We start from the raw sequence: 18,443 nt of genomic DNA, 5'->3' as shown, positions 1-18,443 counted from the left end.
TTGTTCCCGGTCGGCGTCGGCCGGGAGGTTTAAATGTACAGAAAGTGATTCCAGGAAGGCCACATGTCTGACTCCCATGCACTGAATCCCGCTGAGGTTGATGCCGTAATTCTCGTCGGTGGAAAGGGGACACGGCTTCGTCCGCTGACCATCAACACCCCCAAACCCATGCTGCCCACCGCAGGGCATCCCTTTCTCTCGCATCTTCTCGCGCGCATCGCCGCGGCGGGTATCAAGCATGTCGTTCTGGGTACCTCCTTCAAGGCAGAGGTGTTCCGCGAATACTTCGGAGACGGTTCGGACCTAGGCCTCGACATCGAGTACGTGGTGGAGGACAAGCCGCTGGGCACCGGTGGTGGTATCCGCAACGTCCTGGACAAGCTGCGCCATGAGACGGCCGTGGTGTTCAACGGTGACGTGCTCTCCGCGGCCGACCTCGGTTCGATTCTGGACACCCACGCGCATAAGAGGGCGGACCTGACCATGCACCTGGTGCGGGTGTCCAACCCCCGGGCGTTCGGCTGCGTGCCCACGGACTCCGAGGGCAGGGTCGAGGCATTCCTGGAGAAGACGGAGGATCCGCCGACCGACCAGATCAACGCCGGGTGCTACGTGTTCAACCGCGAGGTCATCGAATCGATCCCGGTTGACCGGGTGGTGTCGGTCGAGCGCGAGACTTTCCCGCAGCTGCTCGCGGAGGGGCGACGGGTCTTCGGGCACGTGGACAACTCCTACTGGCGAGACATGGGAACCCCCGGCGACTTCGTCCGGGGGTCGGCGGACCTGGTCCGCGGCATCGCCTATTCCCCGCTGCTGGTCGGCAGTACCGGGGAGTCGCTTGTCGACGCCTCCGCGGGTGTTCGTGACGGTGTGATCCTGGTGGGTGGAACCGTGGTGGGGCGCGGCACCGAGATCGGTGCCGGGTGCCGGCTCGATGACACGGTGGTTTTTGACGGGGTGACCATCGAGCCCGGTGTGGTCATTGAGGAATCGATCATTTCTTCCGGGGTCCGCATCGGTGCCAACGCCAGGATCAGGGGGTGCGTCATCGGGGAGGGGGTGCAGATCGGCGCACGCTGCGAGCTGGAGTCCGGTATGCGGGTGTTCCCTGGCGTTTCTATTCCCGACGGCGGAATCCGTTTCTCCTCTGATCAGTAAAGAGTGGGGAGACACGCCGATATAGTGTCGAATTGTTGCCAGGAATGATGAACACCACTATATGTGCTACCCCCGGCAATTAACCCCGGTTTGATACCGGTGTTACTGGTGTTACTGGTGTGGGAAACGTGCGTGGAAATTTGCCCTTTTTTCCACTTTCAGTTGACGGCCCACGGCGACCCCGTATGTAATGACAGTTGTGTAATGAGATCGGCGACGGCGGCCCGCAACATCGGGGTGGTCCGGCATCGGACCTGATCGGCCTGTGACGTGAGAAGGGGGACTCGGCGTGGAAGAATCGGCTGGCGATGCCACAACGCATGCCAACAAGGTCCAGACCCGCACTGCGCTGGAGATGACATTGGATGACCTGTTCGGTGCCGTCGATCAGGAATGGCAGGAACAGGCGCTGTGCGCGCAGACGGATCCGGAGGCCTTCTTTCCCGAGAAGGGCGGCTCCACCCGCGAAGCCAAGCGCATCTGCCAGGCCTGCCCGGTGAGGGACGAATGCCTGGAGTTCGCCCTCGAACATGATGAACGCTTCGGGATCTGGGGAGGCCTCTCCGAGCGGGAACGCCGCCGCCTCAAGCGCGAGATCATCTAGCTCCTCCGGGAAAGGGCAGGCACCCACCGGGTCCCGCGACGCTGTCGGGGCCCGGTTTCCGCCGTCTACAACTGGAAGCCCGGATCGATGTCCCTGGGGTCGATGTTGAGGTAGTTGGCCACCAGGGAGGTGATGACCTGGGTGAGAAGCTCGTGGCGCTCAGCCGGACTGCTGGCCCGCTGGGCTATCGGCATCCGGAAGATCACGATCCGCGCCCTCGTCGGATTTCCCCTGGAATCGACGGCGGGGGGAATCACCCGTCCCAGCGGGACCGGGCCGTCGGCGGTGATCTCATCGGGCAGGACGGACTGCTCGGCACCCAGCCGCATACGCGGGACCGTGTCCACGGCGATGTCGAGGTTGCCCAGCTCCCTGCGGTACATCCCGTATATCGGTCCGTAGGCCTCCAGGACCGCACGGTCGAAGGCCTTCCTGCGCGTGGCATGGCGCGGAACATCGGTGGGTAGGAGAGTTCCACGCAGGCCGCGCCCGTGCCTGTCGCGGAAAGTCCTTGAATGCATGTCCGTCATTGTATGCACTCCTGAACTGCATAAAGGGAATGGCTCGCCGACCGGGGGCGCACCCGCGACTATCCAAACCTCAACCGAGGGTCTAAACTTTGGCCTCGTGAGTCAGTTCCGTAGATGTTCCCGCCCCGGTTGTGGCAAGCCCGCCGTGGCCACCCTCACCTACGCCTACGCGGAGTCCACCGCGGTCGTCGGACCGCTGGCTCCTGCCGCCGAACCCCACAGCTGGGATCTCTGCGAGCGGCACGCCGAACGCATCACCGCGCCCCTGGGATGGGAGATGCTGCGGGTCAATGACATCCTCCCTGTCAACGATGAGGACCTCACCGCCCTCGCCCAGGCGGTCCGCGAGGCAGGAAGGAACGCCAGTGGGCTGATTTCCCCGGAGGAGGAGGTCGGCGGCAACCATCCCGTCAACCGATCGGTGCGGGTCTCGGAGGAGAAGGCGCGCCGCAGGGGCCACCTCCACGTGGTGCCGGACGAGGGCTGATCCCGGCCTGGATGTGGGTCGTGGCGTAATATCCATGGGGTAAATTCCACCGCCTTAAACGATGAGGAACTATGCGCACCCGTGAATCCGTAACTGCTGTGATCAAGGCCTATGATGTCCGGGGAGTCGTGGGCAGGGACATCGACGCCGACTTCATCCGCGAGACCGGCGCCGCCTTCGCCCGCCTCATGCGCGAGGAGGGTGAGACGACCGTAGCGGTCGGTCACGATATGCGGATCAGCTCGCCCGAACTCTCCAGGGCCTTCGCCGAGGGAGTCGTCTCCCAGGGCCTGGATGTGGTGCTGCTCGGTCTGACCTCCACCGACGAGCTCTACTTCGCATCCGGCAGCCTCGACTGCGCGGGGGCAATGTTCACCGCCTCGCACAACCCGGCCGCCTACAACGGGATCAAGATGTGCCGCAGGGGCGCCCGGCCCGTGGGCCAGGAGACCGGGCTGGCCACCGTGATCGATGAGCTGGTCGAGGGCGTCCCCGCCTACACCGGAACCCCCGGCACCATCACCGAGAAGGATCTGCTCGGTGCCTACGCCGACTACCTGAAGAAGCTGGTCGATATCTCCGGCATCCGTCCCCTCAAGGTCGCCGTCGACGCCGCCAACGGCATGGCCGGACTCACGGTGCCCGCCGTGTTCAGGGGCCTGCCGCTGGAGATCCACCCGCTCTACTTCGAGCTCGACGGTTCCTTCCCCAACCATGAGGCCAATCCGCTGGAGCCCTCGAACCTGGAGGATCTGCGCAGATACGTGGTGGAGACCGGATCCGACATCGGACTGGCCTTCGACGGCGACGCGGACCGCTGCTTCGTCGTGGATGAGAAGGGCGACGCGGTCAGCCCCTCCGCGATCTGCGCGATCATTGCGGAGACCTACCTGAAGAAGCAGCCCGGATCGACGATCATCCACAACCTCATCACCTCCAAGGCCGTGCCGGAGATCATCGCGGAGAACGGGGGAACCGCGGTGCGCACCCGGGTGGGGCACTCCTTCATCAAGGCGAAGATGGCGGAGACCGGAGCGGTCTTCGGCGGTGAGCACTCCGCGCACTATTACTTCTCCGAGTTCTTCAACGCGGATTCCGGTATCCTTGCCGCCCTGCACGTCCTGGCGGCCCTCGGCTCGCAGGACAGGCCGCTTTCGGAGATGATGGCCAGGTACAACCGTTATGTGGCATCGGGTGAGCTGAACACCAGGCTGGCCAGTGCGCAGGAGCAGGCCGAGCGCACCCAGGCGGTGCTCGATGCCTTCGCCGACCGCGCCGAATCCGTGGATCACCTCGACGGGGTGACCGTGGAACTCAAGGGCACCCCGGCATGGTTCAATGTGCGCGCCTCCAACACCGAGCCGCTGCTCCGCCTCAACGTCGAGGGCACCTCGCAGGCCGAGGTTGATGCACTGGTCACCGAGATTCTCGGCATAATCAGGGTATAACCACCGCAAATTCCTTATCCTTGGGGGAACAGCGAAAGGATATTGAATAGCCAGTGGAGGATTCCTTTTACGACGGCTCCGCCTACGATCCGGAGACCGTGAAGTTCTATGATCTGGCACATGAGGGCGCACAGGTGCGACTGCTCGCGGGGCTGGTGGACTCCGGGGCCCTGCGCCAGGTGGAGGGGCTCGCGCCGCGCAGCGTGGTGGTGATCAGCGGCAGCCAGGTCTACCGCAACTGTGTCCGCGTGGTCGGCGCGCTGCGCGAACCGATGCGCCAGCCGCTGGTGCTCGCGGAGACGATGCCCGGTTACCTCGGCGCGCTCGACGTGCTGATTGTGCTCACCGACGACGGTGGGGACGAGGAGGCGCTGCGGGCACTGATCACCGCAACGCAGCGCGGGGCCACCACGGTGCTGGTGGGCCCGCCCGACGGGCCGCTTATCGACGAGGCCCCCACCGATACGGTGGTCGTGCCCACACTGCCCACCGTGAGTGGGTCCTCACCCGCACGCGCCGTGGCGTCGATAAGCACTGTTGTGGATCTTTTCGAGGAGGATCCGCGCATCGTCTCCGAACGTCTCCAGCACGTGGCGGACTCCGTGGACGAGGAGATCGAGGCCCTGTCGCCGGAGCGCGATGAGCTGGTCAATGACGGGCGCGCGCTGAACCTGGCGGCACGGGACCACCGGATCGTGCACACCGGCCGCACCCCCGTGGGGCGCGCGATCGCGGCACTGGTGGCCTCGCTGTGGACACGGGCCGGGATGATCTCCGGGTATCTGGATTTCCCGGAGCTTCTCGCGGCACTTCCCACACTGCGGGGGCCCGCCAATGAGCTTTTCCATGATCCATTCCTGGATGAGAACTCCGGACTGCTACCATTTAAGGCTGTTGTCTGGGCTGAGGAAGAGCCCGGAATCCCCGATGCACTGGCCCAGCACTGTGAGATGCTCGGCCGTGGGTCCCTCGCGGCCACGTTGAGGCTCATCGTCCGGGGACACTCTGCGACAGTTTTCACCTCGAAGGATGAAGGGGATTTTTAGTATGGAGTTGTTGGAAGGAGCGCTTCGCGCGTATCCGTGGGGATCCCGAACCATGATTCCCGAACTGCGCGGGCTGCATTCCCCCTCCACACGGCCCGAGGCGGAGATCTGGTTCGGTGCCCACCCGGGTGCACCCTCGACCATCAACGGCATCGCGCTCAACCGACTGATCGCCGATAATCCCGGGGTCTCACTGGGACCGCGTGTGTCCGAGGAGTTCGGTGGGGAGCTGCCCTTCCTGATGAAGATCCTCGCGGCGGACGAGCCGCTGTCCCTCCAGGCGCACCCCTCGCTGGAGCAGGCACGTGAGGGATTCGCCAGGGAGAATGCCGCGGGGATCAACCTGCAGGCACCCAACCGCAACTACCGCGATGCCAACCACAAGCCCGAGCTCATCGTCGCATTGACCGATTTCATCGCCATGGCCGGTTTCCGGCCGCTGCCGCGGACCCTGGAGATCTTCGACGCACTCGACTGCACGGCGCTGGATCGCTACCGCAGCATGATCGATGTGGACAACGAGTCCGAGAGCCTGCGGGCATTGTTCACCACCTGGATCACCATTCCGGTGGCTGCGCGTCATCTGCTGATCCGGGAACTGATCGCGCAATCCAGGCGCTACGTCGACTCCGGCGCGGATGAGGAGATCAGATTCATCCTCAGCCAGATCATCGCCCTCGATGAGCGCTACCCCGGTGATGCCGGGGTGCTCGGTGCCCTGCTTCTCAACTTCTACCACCTCAGCCCCGGCGAGGGGATCTACCTGGATGCGGGGCAGCTCCACGCCTACATCCACGGCATGGGCGTGGAGATCATGGCCAACTCCGACAATGTTCTGCGCGGTGGACTGACCTCGAAGTACGTCGACGTTCCGGAGCTGGTGCGGGTGCTGCGCTTTGAATCCCTCGCTGACGGCCCGGTACGCACCCGTGATGAGGGTCCCATCCGGCACTACCCCGTGCCGATCTCGGAATTCATCCTGGACCGGATGACCGTCGAGCAGGCGCACACGGTCGACCATGACGGGCCGATGATCATGCTGTGCACCGCGGGCCGCGTGGAGCTTCGTTGCGGTGCGACGACCCTGGAACTCGGACCGGGCGATGCGGCCTGGGTGCCGGCCTGCGATGGTGCGGTCCACGTCAGCGGGACCGGCGCGGAGGTTTTCTTAGCGAGGGTCTGAGTTGCCCATCGGCAACCCCGTCGCCTCCGGCGCTTCCGTCGGCTCCGTGGGTGCCGTGGCCTGCGGAGAATTCGGGCTCAGTGGTGCGGAGGTCTCGGTGATGAAATCCGTGGGGCTGGTCTCGGTACCCGGGGGGGACGGGGTTTGCGTATCCGGCTCCTCCGGCTCAGTGGTTTCCGGGGGTCCCGCGGGTGTGGGCACCCCCGAATCATCCTCGGAGGTGGTCGCCCCGGGGGTCTTCGAAGGCTGTGGCTCACTGCCGGGCGAGGATGGATTGCTCCCGGGCGGGGTGGGCTCGGTGTCGGTGGGCGACGCCGACGGCGATTCGGAGGTGGAGGTGGAGGTGGAGGTCGGTGCCGCCCAGCCGGGAGTCTCCGGCGTCCAGGTCCTGGTGTTCGTCGGGATGTAGGCATTGGGCGGAAGATAGGGGTCCGCGGTATCCACCGGGGCCAGAGGCTGAACCGGGGCCTCAGAATTCTCCGCGGTGGAGGTGGGGATCTCCTCGGAGCTGTACCGCGCCTGGGTGCGGGTGGTGGAGGTGGTCACCGTCATGGCAGTATCTGAGGTGGAACGACTCGGGCTGGAGGATTGCCAGACGATCAGTCCCAGCGCGGCTGCGGCGAGGCAGCCAACGGCAATGAATACGAGAACTCGACGAGTTTCGGATTTCATCCTGGACGCCTCCCTTTCCCATCTTGTGGTGATTGTGCATGCGGCTTGCTCCTGTTCACCGTGTCCGGGGTGGCCCGCTGAGGCGCACAACACAGTGAAGGTAACAACTCAATAACGAACGTTATCATGCTTCCCGGCCGTTTAATAGGTGTGCTTTCATTAATCGCCGGTGAAGTTCAGCGTCCCGGAAGAGCGGGATCGTGGGAAACACCACTTTCAAAGCCCCGAAGTCCAGCGGGAACTGTGGAAACGTTGTAGAACTCGAAGCAGATGAGATTTAGTGATCCGAGAAAGGGACAAAGATGGGTGCATGGGACGATGCGGTTCTCAATGAGGAAGTAAATGTGGACTTCCTCGATGAACTCGCCGAGCTGGACAATGAGGAGATCCTTGAGGCACTCGAGGACGCCTGCCTCCTGGTGGTCAATCAGGCGAATCCGACCGAGGATGAGCATCACAACGGACAGGCCGCGGCCACCATCGCCGCGATCCTGGCCGGTGCGCCCTACTCCGCGGGTCAGGTTCTGGAGAACTACCCCTTCATCAGGGAACTGATCGGTGAGGGCTCCGATTCACTGAACGTCGCGGCGGCGCGGGTTCTGGAGGAGGCGGAGGTGGAGTACGACCTCGAGGCCTACCTCGAGGCACTGACCTAGAATCTCGGATCGTTGCCGCCGGACCCCGCGGGTACAGTTGGATCCGTTGGAATCAACCATCTTCACAAAGGAGCAAGCCACAGTATGGTCAAGGTCACGGACTTCAAGGTCGCCGATCTGTCACTGGCGGAGGCGGGTCGCCACCAGATCCGACTCGCCGAGTATGAAATGCCCGGGCTCATGCAGCTCCGCAGGGAATACGCGGAGGAGCAGCCCCTGAAGGGTGCCCGGATCGCGGGGTCTATCCACATGACGGTCCAGACCGCCGTGCTGATCGAGACCCTCACAGCACTCGGCGCCGAGGTCCGTTGGGCCTCCTGCAACATCTTCTCCACCCAGGATGAGGCCGCGGCGGCGGTGGTCGTGGGAACGGGAACCCCGGAGGATCCCAGCGGCGTCCCGGTGTTCGCGTGGAAGGGTGAGACCCTCGATGAGTACTGGTGGTGCGTGAATCAGATCTTCAGCTGGGGAGACGAACTGCCCAACATGATCCTCGATGATGGCGGTGACGCCACCATGGCGGTCATCCGTGGCCGCCAGTATGAGGAGGCCGGCCTGGTGCCGCCGAACGAGGACAATGACTCCGACGAGCACATCGCCTTCCTCGGCATGCTGCGCGAGGTCCTGGCCGAGGAGCCGGGCAAGTGGACCGCGATCTCCGAGTCCGTCCGGGGCGTGACCGAGGAGACCACCACCGGCGTGCACCGCCTCTACCACTTCGCCGAGGAGGGCCTGCTGCCCTTCCCGGCAATGAACGTCAATGATGCGGTGACCAAGTCCAAATTCGACAACAAGTACGGAACCCGCCACTCCCTCATCGATGGAATCAACCGCGCAACGGATATGCTCATGGGCGGAAAGAATGTCCTGATCTGCGGTTACGGCGATGTGGGCAAGGGATGTGCGGAGGCCTTCGACGGCCAGGGCGCGCGGGTGAAGGTCACGGAGGCCGATCCGATCAACGCGCTCCAGGCGCTCATGGACGGTTTCTCGGTGGTCACCGTCGATGAGGCGATCAGTGACGCCGATATCGTGATCACCGCGACCGGTAACAGGGACATCGTCTCTTTCGAGCAGATGCTGAAGATGAAGGATCACGCGCTTCTGGGCAACATCGGCCACTTCGACAACGAGATCGACATGCATTCGCTGCTGCACCGCGATGATGTCATCAGGACCACCATCAAGCCCCAGGTGGACGAGTTCACCCTCCCCAACGGGCGGTCCATCATCGTGCTCTCCGAGGGACGCCTGCTCAACCTGGGCAACGCCACCGGCCACCCCAGCTTCGTGATGTCGAACTCCTTCGCCGACCAGACCATCGCGCAGATCGAGCTCTTCAACAATGACGGCTCCTATGCCAATGAGGTCTACCGACTGCCGAAGGTGCTCGATGAGAAGGTGGCCCGTATCCACGTCGAGGCACTCGGAGGTCAACTGACCGAACTGAGCAAGGAGCAGGCGGAGTACATCGGGGTGGACGTCGCCGGCCCCTACAAGCCGGAGCACTACCGCTACTGATGATCGTCAGTATTGAGGGGATCGACGGCGCGGGAAAGAACACCCTGGTCACCGCCCTGCGGGAGCGGATCGACGCCCGGGTGCTGGCATTTCCGCGCTACGCCACCTCACTTCCCGCCCAGCTGGCTGACAGCGCGCTGCACGGTCGGATGGGAGACCTCACCGACAGCGCCTACGCGATGGCGACGCTTTTCGCGCTCGACCGCCACGGGGCGCTCGAGGACCTCAACGCCCCGGGCCTGCTGCTGCTGGACCGGTACGTGGCCTCCAACGCGGCCTACACCGCCGCGCGTCTGCGTGACGACGCCGCGGCGGACTGGGTCGCCGACCTCGAGTTCGGTCGACTCGGGCTGCCGCGTCCGCGGCTGCAGGTGCTCCTGGACACCCCCGCGGAACTTGCGGGGGAACGGGCGAGGCGTCGAGAAGCGGTGGATCCCTCGAGATCCCGGGACATCTATGAATCGGACGGCGGGCTGCAGCAACGCACCGCGGCCCAGTACCGGCGCCTCGCCGCGACCGGCTGGATCTCGCCCTGGCTGGTCGCCTCCCCGGAGGACTCACCGGGTGAGGTGGCTACAGGAATCATCGAATTCCTGGGTACTATTAGCTGACCCCATTTTGAGAGCAGGAAGGATTCACATGCCGCAGAAAATCCTCGTTGTGGACGATGATCCGGCGATCTCGGAGATGCTCACCATCGTGCTCAGCGCAGAGGGCTTCGACACCGTCGCGGTCACCGACGGAGCGCTGGCGGTACCCACCGCCACCCGCGAGCAACCCGATCTGATCCTGCTCGATCTGATGCTCCCCGGCATGAACGGGATCGATATCTGTCGCGCCATCCGCCAGGATTCCACGGTTCCCATCATCATGCTCACCGCCAAGACCGACACCGTCGATGTGGTGCTCGGCCTGGAATCCGGAGCCGATGACTATGTGAACAAGCCCTTCAAGGCCAAGGAGCTGGTCGCCCGGATCCGCGCGCGCCTGCGCCGCACCGACGACGAGCCCGCGGAAACCATCGAGGTCGGTGACCTGAGCATCGACGTGCCGGGCCACACCGTCAAGCGTGGCAATGAGGAGATCTCGCTGACTCCGCTGGAGTTCGATCTCCTCCTCGAGCTGGCGCGGAAGCCGCATCAGGTGTTCACCCGCGAGGAGCTGCTCGGCAAGGTCTGGGGCTACCGGCACGCCTCGGACACCAGGCTGGTCAACGTCCATGTTCAGCGCCTGCGCGCGAAGATCGAGAAGGATCCCGAGAATCCGCAGATCGTCCTCACCGTCAGGGGAGTCGGGTACAAAACCGGCCTCAACGATTAAGAGAGCGGTGTGACAATCCTGACCTGGCTGAGAAGACTCCGGCACCGTTTCGTGGATAAGTGGAGGACCTCCCTCCAGGTCCGCGTCCTGGGGTCGATCTTCACTGCCTCCGCCGTGGTGATGCTCATCCTCGGGCTCGGGATGCTCACCGTGTTCACGCAGCAGCTGGTGGATCAGAAGATCGATATCGCCAACTCCGAGATCGACCGCGCGCGTGCGATCGTCGAGGAGCAGGTGGCCTCGTCGGGGGCCTCCACCTCGGTCCAACAGCGCGTGAACTCGGCGCGGGCCGCACTGGCCAGCCTGGGCACCGGCGGGGGAGGCGAGGTCACGGCCTCCTATGACCCGGTGGTTCTGGCCAACAATGACGAGCTGATCACCTCGCCGGAGGGATACCGGATCCCGGAGCGGCTGCGCTATTTCGTCTCCCAGGACCAGGTGTCCTATCAGTTCGCCACCATCGACCAGGGCGGGGGTGATAGTTTCAACGCCCTGATCATCGGCACCCCGACCGAGTCCGATATTCCCAATCTGCAGGTCTACCTGGTGCTCTCGATGGAAAACGACGAGGCCTCCCTGGCGCTCATGCGCGGACTGCTCTCCGCCGCGCTGCTGATCGTGGTCGTGCTGCTGGTCGGCATCGCCTGGCTGGCCACCCAGCAGGTCACCGCCCCGGTCCGCTCCGCGAGCCGGATCGCGGAGCGCTTCGCGCAGGGAAAACTCCGCGAACGCATGGTGGTCGACGGCGAGGATGAGATGGCGCGGCTGGCGATGAGCTTCAACGCCATGGCGGAATCGCTGTCGGCCCAGATCAACCAGCTCGAGGAGTACGGCAACCTGCAGCGGCAGTTCACCTCCGATGTCTCCCATGAGCTGCGTACCCCGCTGACCACGGTGCGCATGGCCGCGGATCTCATCGCCGACAATGAGGAGGAGCTGTCGCCGGCCGCCAGGCGCGCCAGCGAGCTGATGACCCGCGAGCTTGACCGCTTCGAGTCGCTGCTCAGCGACCTCCTGGAGATCTCGCGCCACGATGCCGGAATGGCGGATCTGGCCACCACGCGGCATGATGTGCGCGGCAGCGTCGATGCCGCGCTCGCCCAGGTCTCCCACCTGGCCGGGGAGCTCGGCGTCAGGCTCGACGTGGAGATGCCGGAGGAGCCGGTGATGATCACCGGCGATCCCCGGCGCATCGAACGCGTGGTGCGTAACCTGGTGGCGAATGCGATCGATCACGCCAAGGGGCATCCCGTGGAGATCCGGCTCGGAGCCGATGCCGAGGCCATCGCGATTACCGTCACCGATCACGGCGTGGGCCTGAAGCCGGGGCAGGAGGAGCTGGTGTTCAACCGTTTCTGGCGCGCCGATCCCTCCCGCGTGCGGCACTCCGGTGGAACCGGCCTGGGCCTTGCGATCTCGCGCGAGGATGCGATCCTGCACGGTGGAACCCTCGAGGCCGCTGGCACGCCCGGGATCGGCTCCGTGTTCCGCCTGGTTATTCCGCGTACCCCGAAGGCCTCCTACCGGAGGTCCCCGCTGCCGCTGGAGGCACCGGAGAAGGAATGGGTGGAGGAGAAGTGAGGCGATCAAAGACCCTGATCTCTGTCCTTTCAGTTGCGGTGCTCGCGGCGGGATGCTCGACTCTGCCCAGGGACACGGATCCCCAGGTGCTCAGGTCATTCGAGGCCTCCCAGCCCATCGAATCGGTGGCCGGTCCCGAACCCGGGCAGGACCCGGATATTTTGCTGCGCGGATTTTTCACCGCGGGAGCTCGTCCCACCCAGCAGTACCAGTCGGCGCGGGCCTATCTCACGGATGAGGCCAGCAGCACCTGGGATCCCTCGACGGAGATCCGGATACTCGACCGCATCGACCTCAACACCGTCTCCGGGTCGACCTCGGACACCAGGACCATCGCCATCCGGGGTACCCAGGTGGGCACGCTGGGCAGCGGCGGGGTGTACACCCCGGGAAACACCGAGTACGTCGCCCAGATCGAGATGCGCCGGGTCGGTGGTGAATGGCGCATCGATGAGCTCCCGCAGGGCGTGGTGATGGAGCGCAATGAGCTGCGCAACCACTATTCCCCTTACAATCTCTACTTCTTCGACCCCACCGGACAGGTGCTCGTCGGTGACCGCCGCTGGATCTACAACGGGGTGCCTGCCGTTGATTCCGTCCTCATGGCGCTGCTCGCCGGTGGCCCCTCCTCCCGGATCAGCCCCGGTGTGGTCAATCAACTGGAGGTGGGTGCGACCTTCGTCGGCGCCGATGACGGTGTCTACCGCTTCACCGGGCTGAGCAACCTCGGCGACGATCAGAAGCTGCGCTTCGCCGCCCAGGTTGTGTGGACGCTGGCGAATGCGGATGTCACCGGACCCTATGTGATCGAGGCCGACGGGCAGCCCCTGGTGGCCGATTTCCCCTCCCTGACACTCGATGATGTCGCCGATTACAATCCCCAGGCGCTGAGCACCTCGGTGTCCACACTCTTCGCCCTGCAGAACGGTTCGATCTCCAGGCTGTCCTCGGGCTCGGTGTCCTCGCTGAACGGGTGGCTCACGGGCGGAAACATCGAATCCGCGGCGATCTCCACCTCCGCCAATGTTGTCGCGGCGGTTCGCCGCGGTGCCCCGGCGACCCTGATGGTGGGGCAGCTGGAGGGCACCGGTACCGATGTTCTGACTGCGGAGTCCATCACCAGGCCCACCTTCGAGTATCAGGCCGGTGCGCTGTGGGCGGTGCTTGACGGCCAGACCCTGGTGCGGGTGGCGCGCTCGACCACCACCGGGGAGCTGGTGCGCAATGAGGTCGAGATCGCGCTGCCGGAGGGTATGACGGGCAACATCTCCGAGTTCCAGCTGTCCCACACCGGGGTCAGGGCGGCGATGATCATCGATGGCAGGGTTTTCATCGGCGTTGTCAGCAGACCGGGGCCGGGGGAGCGGAGGGTGACCAATGTCACCGAGCTGGCTCCGACGCTTGCGGAGTCCGCGCTCAGTGTCGCCTGGCGCCCGGACGGGTCCCTGCTCGTCGGTACCTCCAAACCCGAGCAGCCGGTGTGGCGGGTGGAGCTGGACGGCTCCGCGACGACGGCGCTGCCGAGCGGGAATCTCTCCGCGCCGGTGGTGGCGGTGGCCTCCTCCTCGACGACGATGTACGCCACCGATGCCCACGCGCTGCTCCAGCTGCCCACCTCCGACAACACCATCTGGCGCGAGGTGCCGGGGCTTCTCGGCACCAGGGCCGCGCCGATCGTGGCGTATTGATGGAACTGCTGCTGCCCCGCGAGTGTGGTGGTTGCCGGGCGCCGGGGGTCCCGCTGTGCGAGGGCTGCAGGCGGCGGTGGCGGACGCCGCCGGCCAGGGTGCCGGTGGCCCTTGATTTCCCGGTGTGGTCGCTCGGACCCTATGAGGGCGCGCACCGTGCGGTGCTCATCGCGATGAAGGAGCGGGGGCGCCGCGACCTGGTTGCGGAGGTGGCGGCCGTGGTGGGGGCGTCGATAGGCTTCCTGGTGGCACGTGGTGAGATTGAGCACAACTGCACGCTGGTGCCGGCGCCCACCCGCGAGCGCTCCAGACGCCTGCGCGGTGGCGACCCGGTGGAGCTGGTCTGTCGCGCCACCGGCCTGACGACGCTGCCCTCGGTGCGGCTCGCGGCGGGCACCCCGGACTCGGTGGGACAGTCGGCGGTGCAGCGGCGCCGGAATCTGCGGGTGGAGCTGCTGCGCACGCCGCCCTCTCCGGTGGTGATCATCGATGACGTGGTGACCACCGGAGCGACGCTCAGCGCGACAGCCGATGTGCTGCGCAGCGCGGGGGTGCTGGTCCGCGGTGCACTGACATACTGCCACGCATAAATTGGGGTCCCTATTGGCAGCAATGTTATGACCAGATGTATTCTGATAGGTGAAGTTGATCCCGTCACCGCGATCTGAGTAATCCCGCTCACTTCAAGGCGGTGACCAACACTGGGAGGAGTTGTAGCGTGACTACACCTGCTGACAACACAGGAACCTTGAGCCCGGAGACCCAGGTGAGCATCACCGGTCGAAATGTGGAGGTTCCCGAGCATTTCGCGGAGCGCGTCCACACCAAGCTCGCGAAGATCGAACGCCTCGATCCGACACTGACCTTCTTCCACGTGGAGCTCCAGCACGAGCCGAATCCGCGTCGCGCCGATGAGAGCGACCGCATCCAGATCACCGCGACCGGCAAGGGCCACATCGCCCGCGCCGAGGCGAAGGAGGACAGCTTCTACGCAGCCCTGGAAACGGCGCTGGCCAAGATGGAGCGTTCGTTGCGCAAGGTGAAGGCCCGCCGCAGCATCTCCCGTTCCGGGCACCGTGCGCCACTATCCACCGGTGAGGTCGGAGCGCAGCTGGTCGCGGAATCCCAGGAGGTCCGCGGAGCCGATGACCTGGGCAAGTACGATGTTGATCCCTACGCGGATCAGGTCGATGACGTGATACCCGGCCAGGTTGTCCGTACCAAGGAGCACCCCGCCACCCCGATGAGCGTCGATGATGCCCTCTCCGAGATGGAGCTGGTCGGCCATGATTTCTATCTCTTCGTCAACGAGGAGACCAGCCAGCCCTCCGTGGTCTATCGTCGCCACGCCTTCGATTACGGTCTGATTGCGCTCTCCGCAGAGGCCTGATCGGCCCCGGAAGTTCCGGTAGCACTGCCCGCCACCCCCGCGAAACCGTCGGTGGCGGGTACTGTTGTTTCCTATGTTTGTATAACTCGTGCGTACAATACGGTTTTGAATCAGATTTGTTATATGAGGGCCCGGCATTTCGGCGCCCGATACCCGACTCGCTAGATATAAGGACGACTGCTCGTGTTTGGATTGTCCAAGGTGCTCCGCGTTGGCGAAGGCCGCGCCGTGAAGCGACTCCAGAAGATCGCCGATCAGGTTATCGCGCTGGAGCCCCAGTTTGAAAACCTCACCGATGAAGAACTCAAGGCGAAGACGGAGGAGTTCAGGCAGCGCCTGGAAAAGGGCGAGACCCTCGATGACATCTTCCTCGAGGCCTTCGCCACCGCGCGGGAGGCGTCCTGGCGGGTGCTCGGACAGAAGCACTACCCGGTGCAGATCATGGGCGGTGCCGCACTCCACTTCGGAAACGTCGCCGAGATGCGCACCGGTGAGGGCAAGACACTGACCTGTGTGCTGCCCGCCTATCTCAACGCACTCGAGGGTAAGGGTGTCCACGTTGTCACGGTCAACGATTACCTGGCCAAGCGTGACGCGGAGTGGATGGGTCGCGTGCACCGCTTCCTCGGTCTGCAGGTCGGGGTGATCCTCTCCGACATGCGTCCCGCCGAGCGCAAGGTCGCCTACGATTCCGATATCACCTACGGCACCAACAACGAGCTGGGCTTCGACTACCTCCGGGACAACATGGCGCGCTCCCTCGGCGACCTGGTCCAGCGCGGGCACCACTACGCCATCGTCGATGAGGTTGACTCCATCCTCATCGATGAGGCCCGCACGCCGCTGATCATCTCCGGTCCCGTCGACGGAACCTCCCAGTGGTACAACGTCTTCGCCCAGATCGTCCCGCGGATGAAGAAGGACGTCCACTATGAGGTGGACACGCGGAAGAAGACGATCGGAGTCAAGGAGGAGGGGGTGGAGTTCGTCGAGGATCAGCTCGGTATTGATAATCTCTACGCCCCCGAGCACTCCCAGCTGGTCAGCTACCTCAACAACGCGATCAAGGCGGAGGAGCTGTTCGAGCGTGACAAGGACTACATCGTCCGCAACGGTGAGGTGATGATCGTCGACGGTTTTACCGGCCGAGTTCTCGGCGGGCGCCGCTACAACGAGGGCATGCACCAGGCGATCGAGGCCAAGGAGAAGGTGGAGATCAAGAACGAGAACCAGACTCTCGCCACCGTCACCCTGCAGAACTACTTCCGTCTCTACGAGAAGCTGTCCGGTATGACAGGTACCGCGGAGACCGAGGCCGCGGAGCTGCACCAGATCTACAAGCTCAACGTCATTCCGATCCCCACCAACCGCGACAACCAGCGTGAGGATCTCACCGACCTGATCTACAAGACCCAGGAGGCGAAGTTCGCCGCCGTGGTCGATGACATCGCCGAGCGGATCGAGAAGGGCCAGCCGGTGCTCGTGGGCACGGTGTCCGTCGAGCGCTCCGAGTACCTCTCCCAGCTGCTCAAACGCCGGGGCATCAGCCACAATGTGCTCAACGCCAAGCACCACGAGGAGGAGGCGCAGATCGTGGCCAAGGCGGGACTGCCCGGTGCGGTCACGGTGGCCACCAACATGGCCGGACGAGGTACCGACATTGTGCTCGGCGGGAACGCGGATATCATCGCCGACATCAACCTGCGTGCCCGCGGGCTCGATCCCGTCAATACTCCGGAGGAGTACGAGGCGGCCTGGGACGCGGAGATCGAGACGCAGAATGAACGCTCGAAGAGGCTCGCGGAGAAGGTCCGCGAGGCGGGCGGACTCTATGTGCTGGGCACCGAGCGGCACGAATCACGCCGCATCGACAACCAGCTGCGCGGCCGATCCGGACGTCAGGGTGACCCCGGGGCGACCCGCTTCTATCTCTCCATGCGCGATGATCTGATGGTGCGTTTCGTCGGGCCCACCATGGAGAACATGATGAACCGCCTCAACGTTCCCGATGATGTGCCCATTGAATCCAAGACGGTGACCAACTCCATCAAGGGCGCCCAGGCGCAGGTGGAGAACCAGAACTTCGAGATGCGCAAGAACGTGCTCAAGTATGACGAGGTGATGAACGAGCAGCGCAAGGTCATCTATAGTGAGCGTCGTGAGATCCTCGAATCCGCCGACATCTCCCGCTACATCCAGAACATGATCGAGGAGACCATCTCCGCCTATGTCGCCGGCGCAACGGCCAACGGCTACGTCGAGGACTGGGATCTGGACGAGCTGTGGAACGCTCTCGAGGCGCTCTACGGCCCCGGTTTCACCTGGCAGTCCCTCGTCGAGGGCAGTGAATACGGCGTGCCCGGTGAGCTCTCGGCCGCCGATCTGCGCGAAGCGCTGGTCAAGGACGCCCAGGCCGAGTACAACCGGCTCGAGGAGGCGGTGGCCATGATCGGCGGCGAGGCACAGATGCGCAACATCGAGCGCATGGTGCTCATGCCCGTCATCGACCAGAAGTGGCGCGAGCACCTCTATGAGATGGACTACCTCAAGGAGGGCATCGGTCTGCGCGCCATGGCGCAGCGCGACCCGCTGGTGGAGTACCAGAAGGAGGGCGGCGACATGTTCAACGCCATGAAGGACGGCATCAAGGAGGAGACGGTGCGCCAGCTCTTCCTCCTGCGCAAGCAGTTCCTCGTGCAGGAGGAGCACTCCGTCTAGAGCACGCGGAAGCTGGACATCCGCCACATGCCGTCGGTCTGTACCAGGCCGGCGGCATACGCTGTTGTGCGGTCGCGGCAGCGCACGCTGCCGAAGACCTCGGCCGCCGCATCCGCGAGACGGATGTGCATGGATACCACCTTGACGACGCCCACCGTCACGCGCCCCGCCCCCTTGCGGCGGGCCGCCACGTGGGCACGGGCGGAGGTATCGAAGCGCCTCGGGTGCAGCTGGGTCAGCGGTCGCAGCCCGAAGGCGGAATCCAATGCGATCTGGATCAGCGCCCCGATTTCCTTAGGAACGGTCTGCGGGGGTGCGGGGGCCGGTGGCTCGGTGACCTCGGGTGTGAGATACAGCAGGTGGCTGAGACCGGGGATGGGGCTGAGCATGGCGATACTCCTTGGGAGATTACACCCAAGGCAAACGACCAGTCACCCCGAA

Annotated in this window: 18 protein-coding genes; 15 read left to right on the top strand and 3 right to left on the bottom strand. The window is 64.5% G+C overall.

Features of this window, described 5'->3' with window-relative positions; all coding sequences use genetic code 11:
• Nucleotides 1-63: 63 nt before the first annotated feature.
• Nucleotides 64-1,158, top strand: coding sequence for a mannose-1-phosphate guanylyltransferase (gene manB / locus B7E02_RS11565; protein WP_080796223.1), 1,095 nt, complete (start codon nucleotides 64-66; stop codon nucleotides 1,156-1,158).
• Between the two features lie 289 nt (nucleotides 1,159-1,447).
• Nucleotides 1,448-1,762, top strand: coding sequence for a WhiB family transcriptional regulator (locus B7E02_RS11560; RefSeq protein WP_080796220.1), 315 nt, complete (start codon nucleotides 1,448-1,450; stop codon nucleotides 1,760-1,762).
• A 65-nt stretch (nucleotides 1,763-1,827) separates the two neighbouring features.
• Here B7E02_RS11560 and B7E02_RS11555 read toward each other — a convergent pair whose 3' ends face one another.
• Nucleotides 1,828-2,283 carry a metallopeptidase family protein gene (locus B7E02_RS11555; RefSeq protein ID WP_080796219.1) on the bottom strand — a complete coding sequence of 152 codons (456 nt, stop codon included), beginning with the start codon at nucleotides 2,281-2,283 and terminating at the stop codon, nucleotides 1,828-1,830.
• Nucleotides 2,284-2,389: 106 nt separating this feature from the next.
• Between B7E02_RS11555 and B7E02_RS11550 the strand changes: the two genes are divergently transcribed.
• The 4 genes from B7E02_RS11550 to manA all read left to right on the top strand — a co-directional run bounded on the left by B7E02_RS11550 (nucleotide 2,390) and on the right by manA (nucleotide 6,456).
• A complete protein-coding gene (locus tag B7E02_RS11550; RefSeq protein ID WP_143336742.1) occupies nucleotides 2,390-2,779 on the top strand; it encodes a DUF3499 domain-containing protein in 390 nt (129 codons plus the stop codon).
• Between the two features lie 71 nt (nucleotides 2,780-2,850).
• The gene (locus B7E02_RS11545) at nucleotides 2,851-4,227 is read left to right on the top strand and encodes a phosphomannomutase/phosphoglucomutase (RefSeq protein WP_080796215.1); all 1,377 of its coding nucleotides are present in this window, start codon (nucleotides 2,851-2,853) and stop codon (nucleotides 4,225-4,227) included.
• Nucleotides 4,228-4,280: 53 nt separating this feature from the next.
• Nucleotides 4,281-5,273, top strand: a complete 993-nt coding sequence (locus tag B7E02_RS11540; RefSeq protein ID WP_080796213.1) for a MurR/RpiR family transcriptional regulator — start codon at nucleotides 4,281-4,283, stop codon at nucleotides 5,271-5,273.
• A gap of 1 nt (nucleotide 5,274) precedes the next feature.
• Nucleotides 5,275-6,456, top strand: a complete 1,182-nt coding sequence (gene manA, locus B7E02_RS11535) for a mannose-6-phosphate isomerase, class I (protein WP_080796211.1) — start codon at nucleotides 5,275-5,277, stop codon at nucleotides 6,454-6,456.
• Here the strand turns inward: manA and B7E02_RS14110 are convergent.
• A complete protein-coding gene (locus tag B7E02_RS14110) occupies nucleotides 6,442-7,128 on the bottom strand; it encodes a hypothetical protein (protein WP_143336741.1) in 687 nt (228 codons plus the stop codon). The two genes, manA and B7E02_RS14110, sit on opposite strands and share 15 nt — an antisense overlap.
• A 302-nt stretch (nucleotides 7,129-7,430) precedes the next feature.
• On the opposite strand from B7E02_RS14110, the gene B7E02_RS11525 reads away from it, so the two are divergent.
• The 9 genes from B7E02_RS11525 to secA all read left to right on the top strand — a co-directional run bounded on the left by B7E02_RS11525 (nucleotide 7,431) and on the right by secA (nucleotide 18,002).
• Nucleotides 7,431-7,784, top strand: coding sequence for a hypothetical protein (locus tag B7E02_RS11525; RefSeq protein WP_080796207.1), 354 nt, complete (start codon nucleotides 7,431-7,433; stop codon nucleotides 7,782-7,784).
• A gap of 84 nt (nucleotides 7,785-7,868) precedes the next feature.
• Complete coding sequence (gene ahcY, locus B7E02_RS11520) at nucleotides 7,869-9,305, top strand: adenosylhomocysteinase (RefSeq protein WP_080796205.1); 1,437 nt, start codon at nucleotides 7,869-7,871, stop codon at nucleotides 9,303-9,305.
• Nucleotides 9,305-9,916 (top strand): dTMP kinase, encoded by a 612-nt coding sequence (locus tag B7E02_RS11515; RefSeq protein ID WP_080796203.1) that lies wholly within the window; start codon nucleotides 9,305-9,307, stop codon nucleotides 9,914-9,916. Before ahcY ends, B7E02_RS11515 begins: the two co-directional genes overlap by 1 nt.
• A 28-nt stretch (nucleotides 9,917-9,944) precedes the next feature.
• Nucleotides 9,945-10,625, top strand: coding sequence for an MtrAB system response regulator MtrA (gene mtrA, locus B7E02_RS11510; protein WP_080796201.1), 681 nt, complete (start codon nucleotides 9,945-9,947; stop codon nucleotides 10,623-10,625).
• An 18-nt stretch (nucleotides 10,626-10,643) separates the two neighbouring features.
• The gene (mtrB, locus tag B7E02_RS11505; RefSeq protein WP_179129752.1) at nucleotides 10,644-12,206 is read left to right on the top strand and encodes an MtrAB system histidine kinase MtrB; all 1,563 of its coding nucleotides are present in this window, start codon (nucleotides 10,644-10,646) and stop codon (nucleotides 12,204-12,206) included.
• A complete protein-coding gene (gene lpqB, locus B7E02_RS11500; protein ID WP_245802262.1) occupies nucleotides 12,203-13,894 on the top strand; it encodes an MtrAB system accessory lipoprotein LpqB in 1,692 nt (563 codons plus the stop codon). The genes mtrB and lpqB overlap by 4 nt, the downstream gene beginning before the upstream one ends.
• 104 nt (nucleotides 13,895-13,998) lie before the next feature.
• Nucleotides 13,999-14,484: a ComF family protein gene (locus B7E02_RS11495; RefSeq protein ID WP_245802261.1), complete on the top strand. Its 486-nt coding sequence runs from the start codon at nucleotides 13,999-14,001 to the stop codon at nucleotides 14,482-14,484.
• A gap of 128 nt (nucleotides 14,485-14,612) precedes the next feature.
• Nucleotides 14,613-15,284 (top strand): ribosome hibernation-promoting factor, HPF/YfiA family, encoded by a 672-nt coding sequence (hpf, locus tag B7E02_RS11490; RefSeq protein ID WP_080796195.1) that lies wholly within the window; start codon nucleotides 14,613-14,615, stop codon nucleotides 15,282-15,284.
• Nucleotides 15,285-15,467: 183 nt separating this feature from the next.
• A complete protein-coding gene (secA, locus tag B7E02_RS11485; RefSeq protein ID WP_080796193.1) occupies nucleotides 15,468-18,002 on the top strand; it encodes a preprotein translocase subunit SecA in 2,535 nt (844 codons plus the stop codon).
• Here the strand turns inward: secA and B7E02_RS11480 are convergent.
• Nucleotides 17,999-18,391 (bottom strand): Rv3235 family protein, encoded by a 393-nt coding sequence (locus B7E02_RS11480; RefSeq protein WP_080796191.1) that lies wholly within the window; start codon nucleotides 18,389-18,391, stop codon nucleotides 17,999-18,001. The two genes, secA and B7E02_RS11480, sit on opposite strands and share 4 nt — an antisense overlap.
• Between the last annotated feature and the right edge of the window lie 52 nt (nucleotides 18,392-18,443).

The sequence above is a fragment of the Corynebacterium pacaense genome, assembly GCF_900169525.1.
GTDB classification, from domain to species: domain Bacteria; phylum Actinomycetota; class Actinomycetes; order Mycobacteriales; family Mycobacteriaceae; genus Corynebacterium; species Corynebacterium pacaense.
This window is presented reverse-complemented; position numbering and strand designations above follow the sequence as displayed.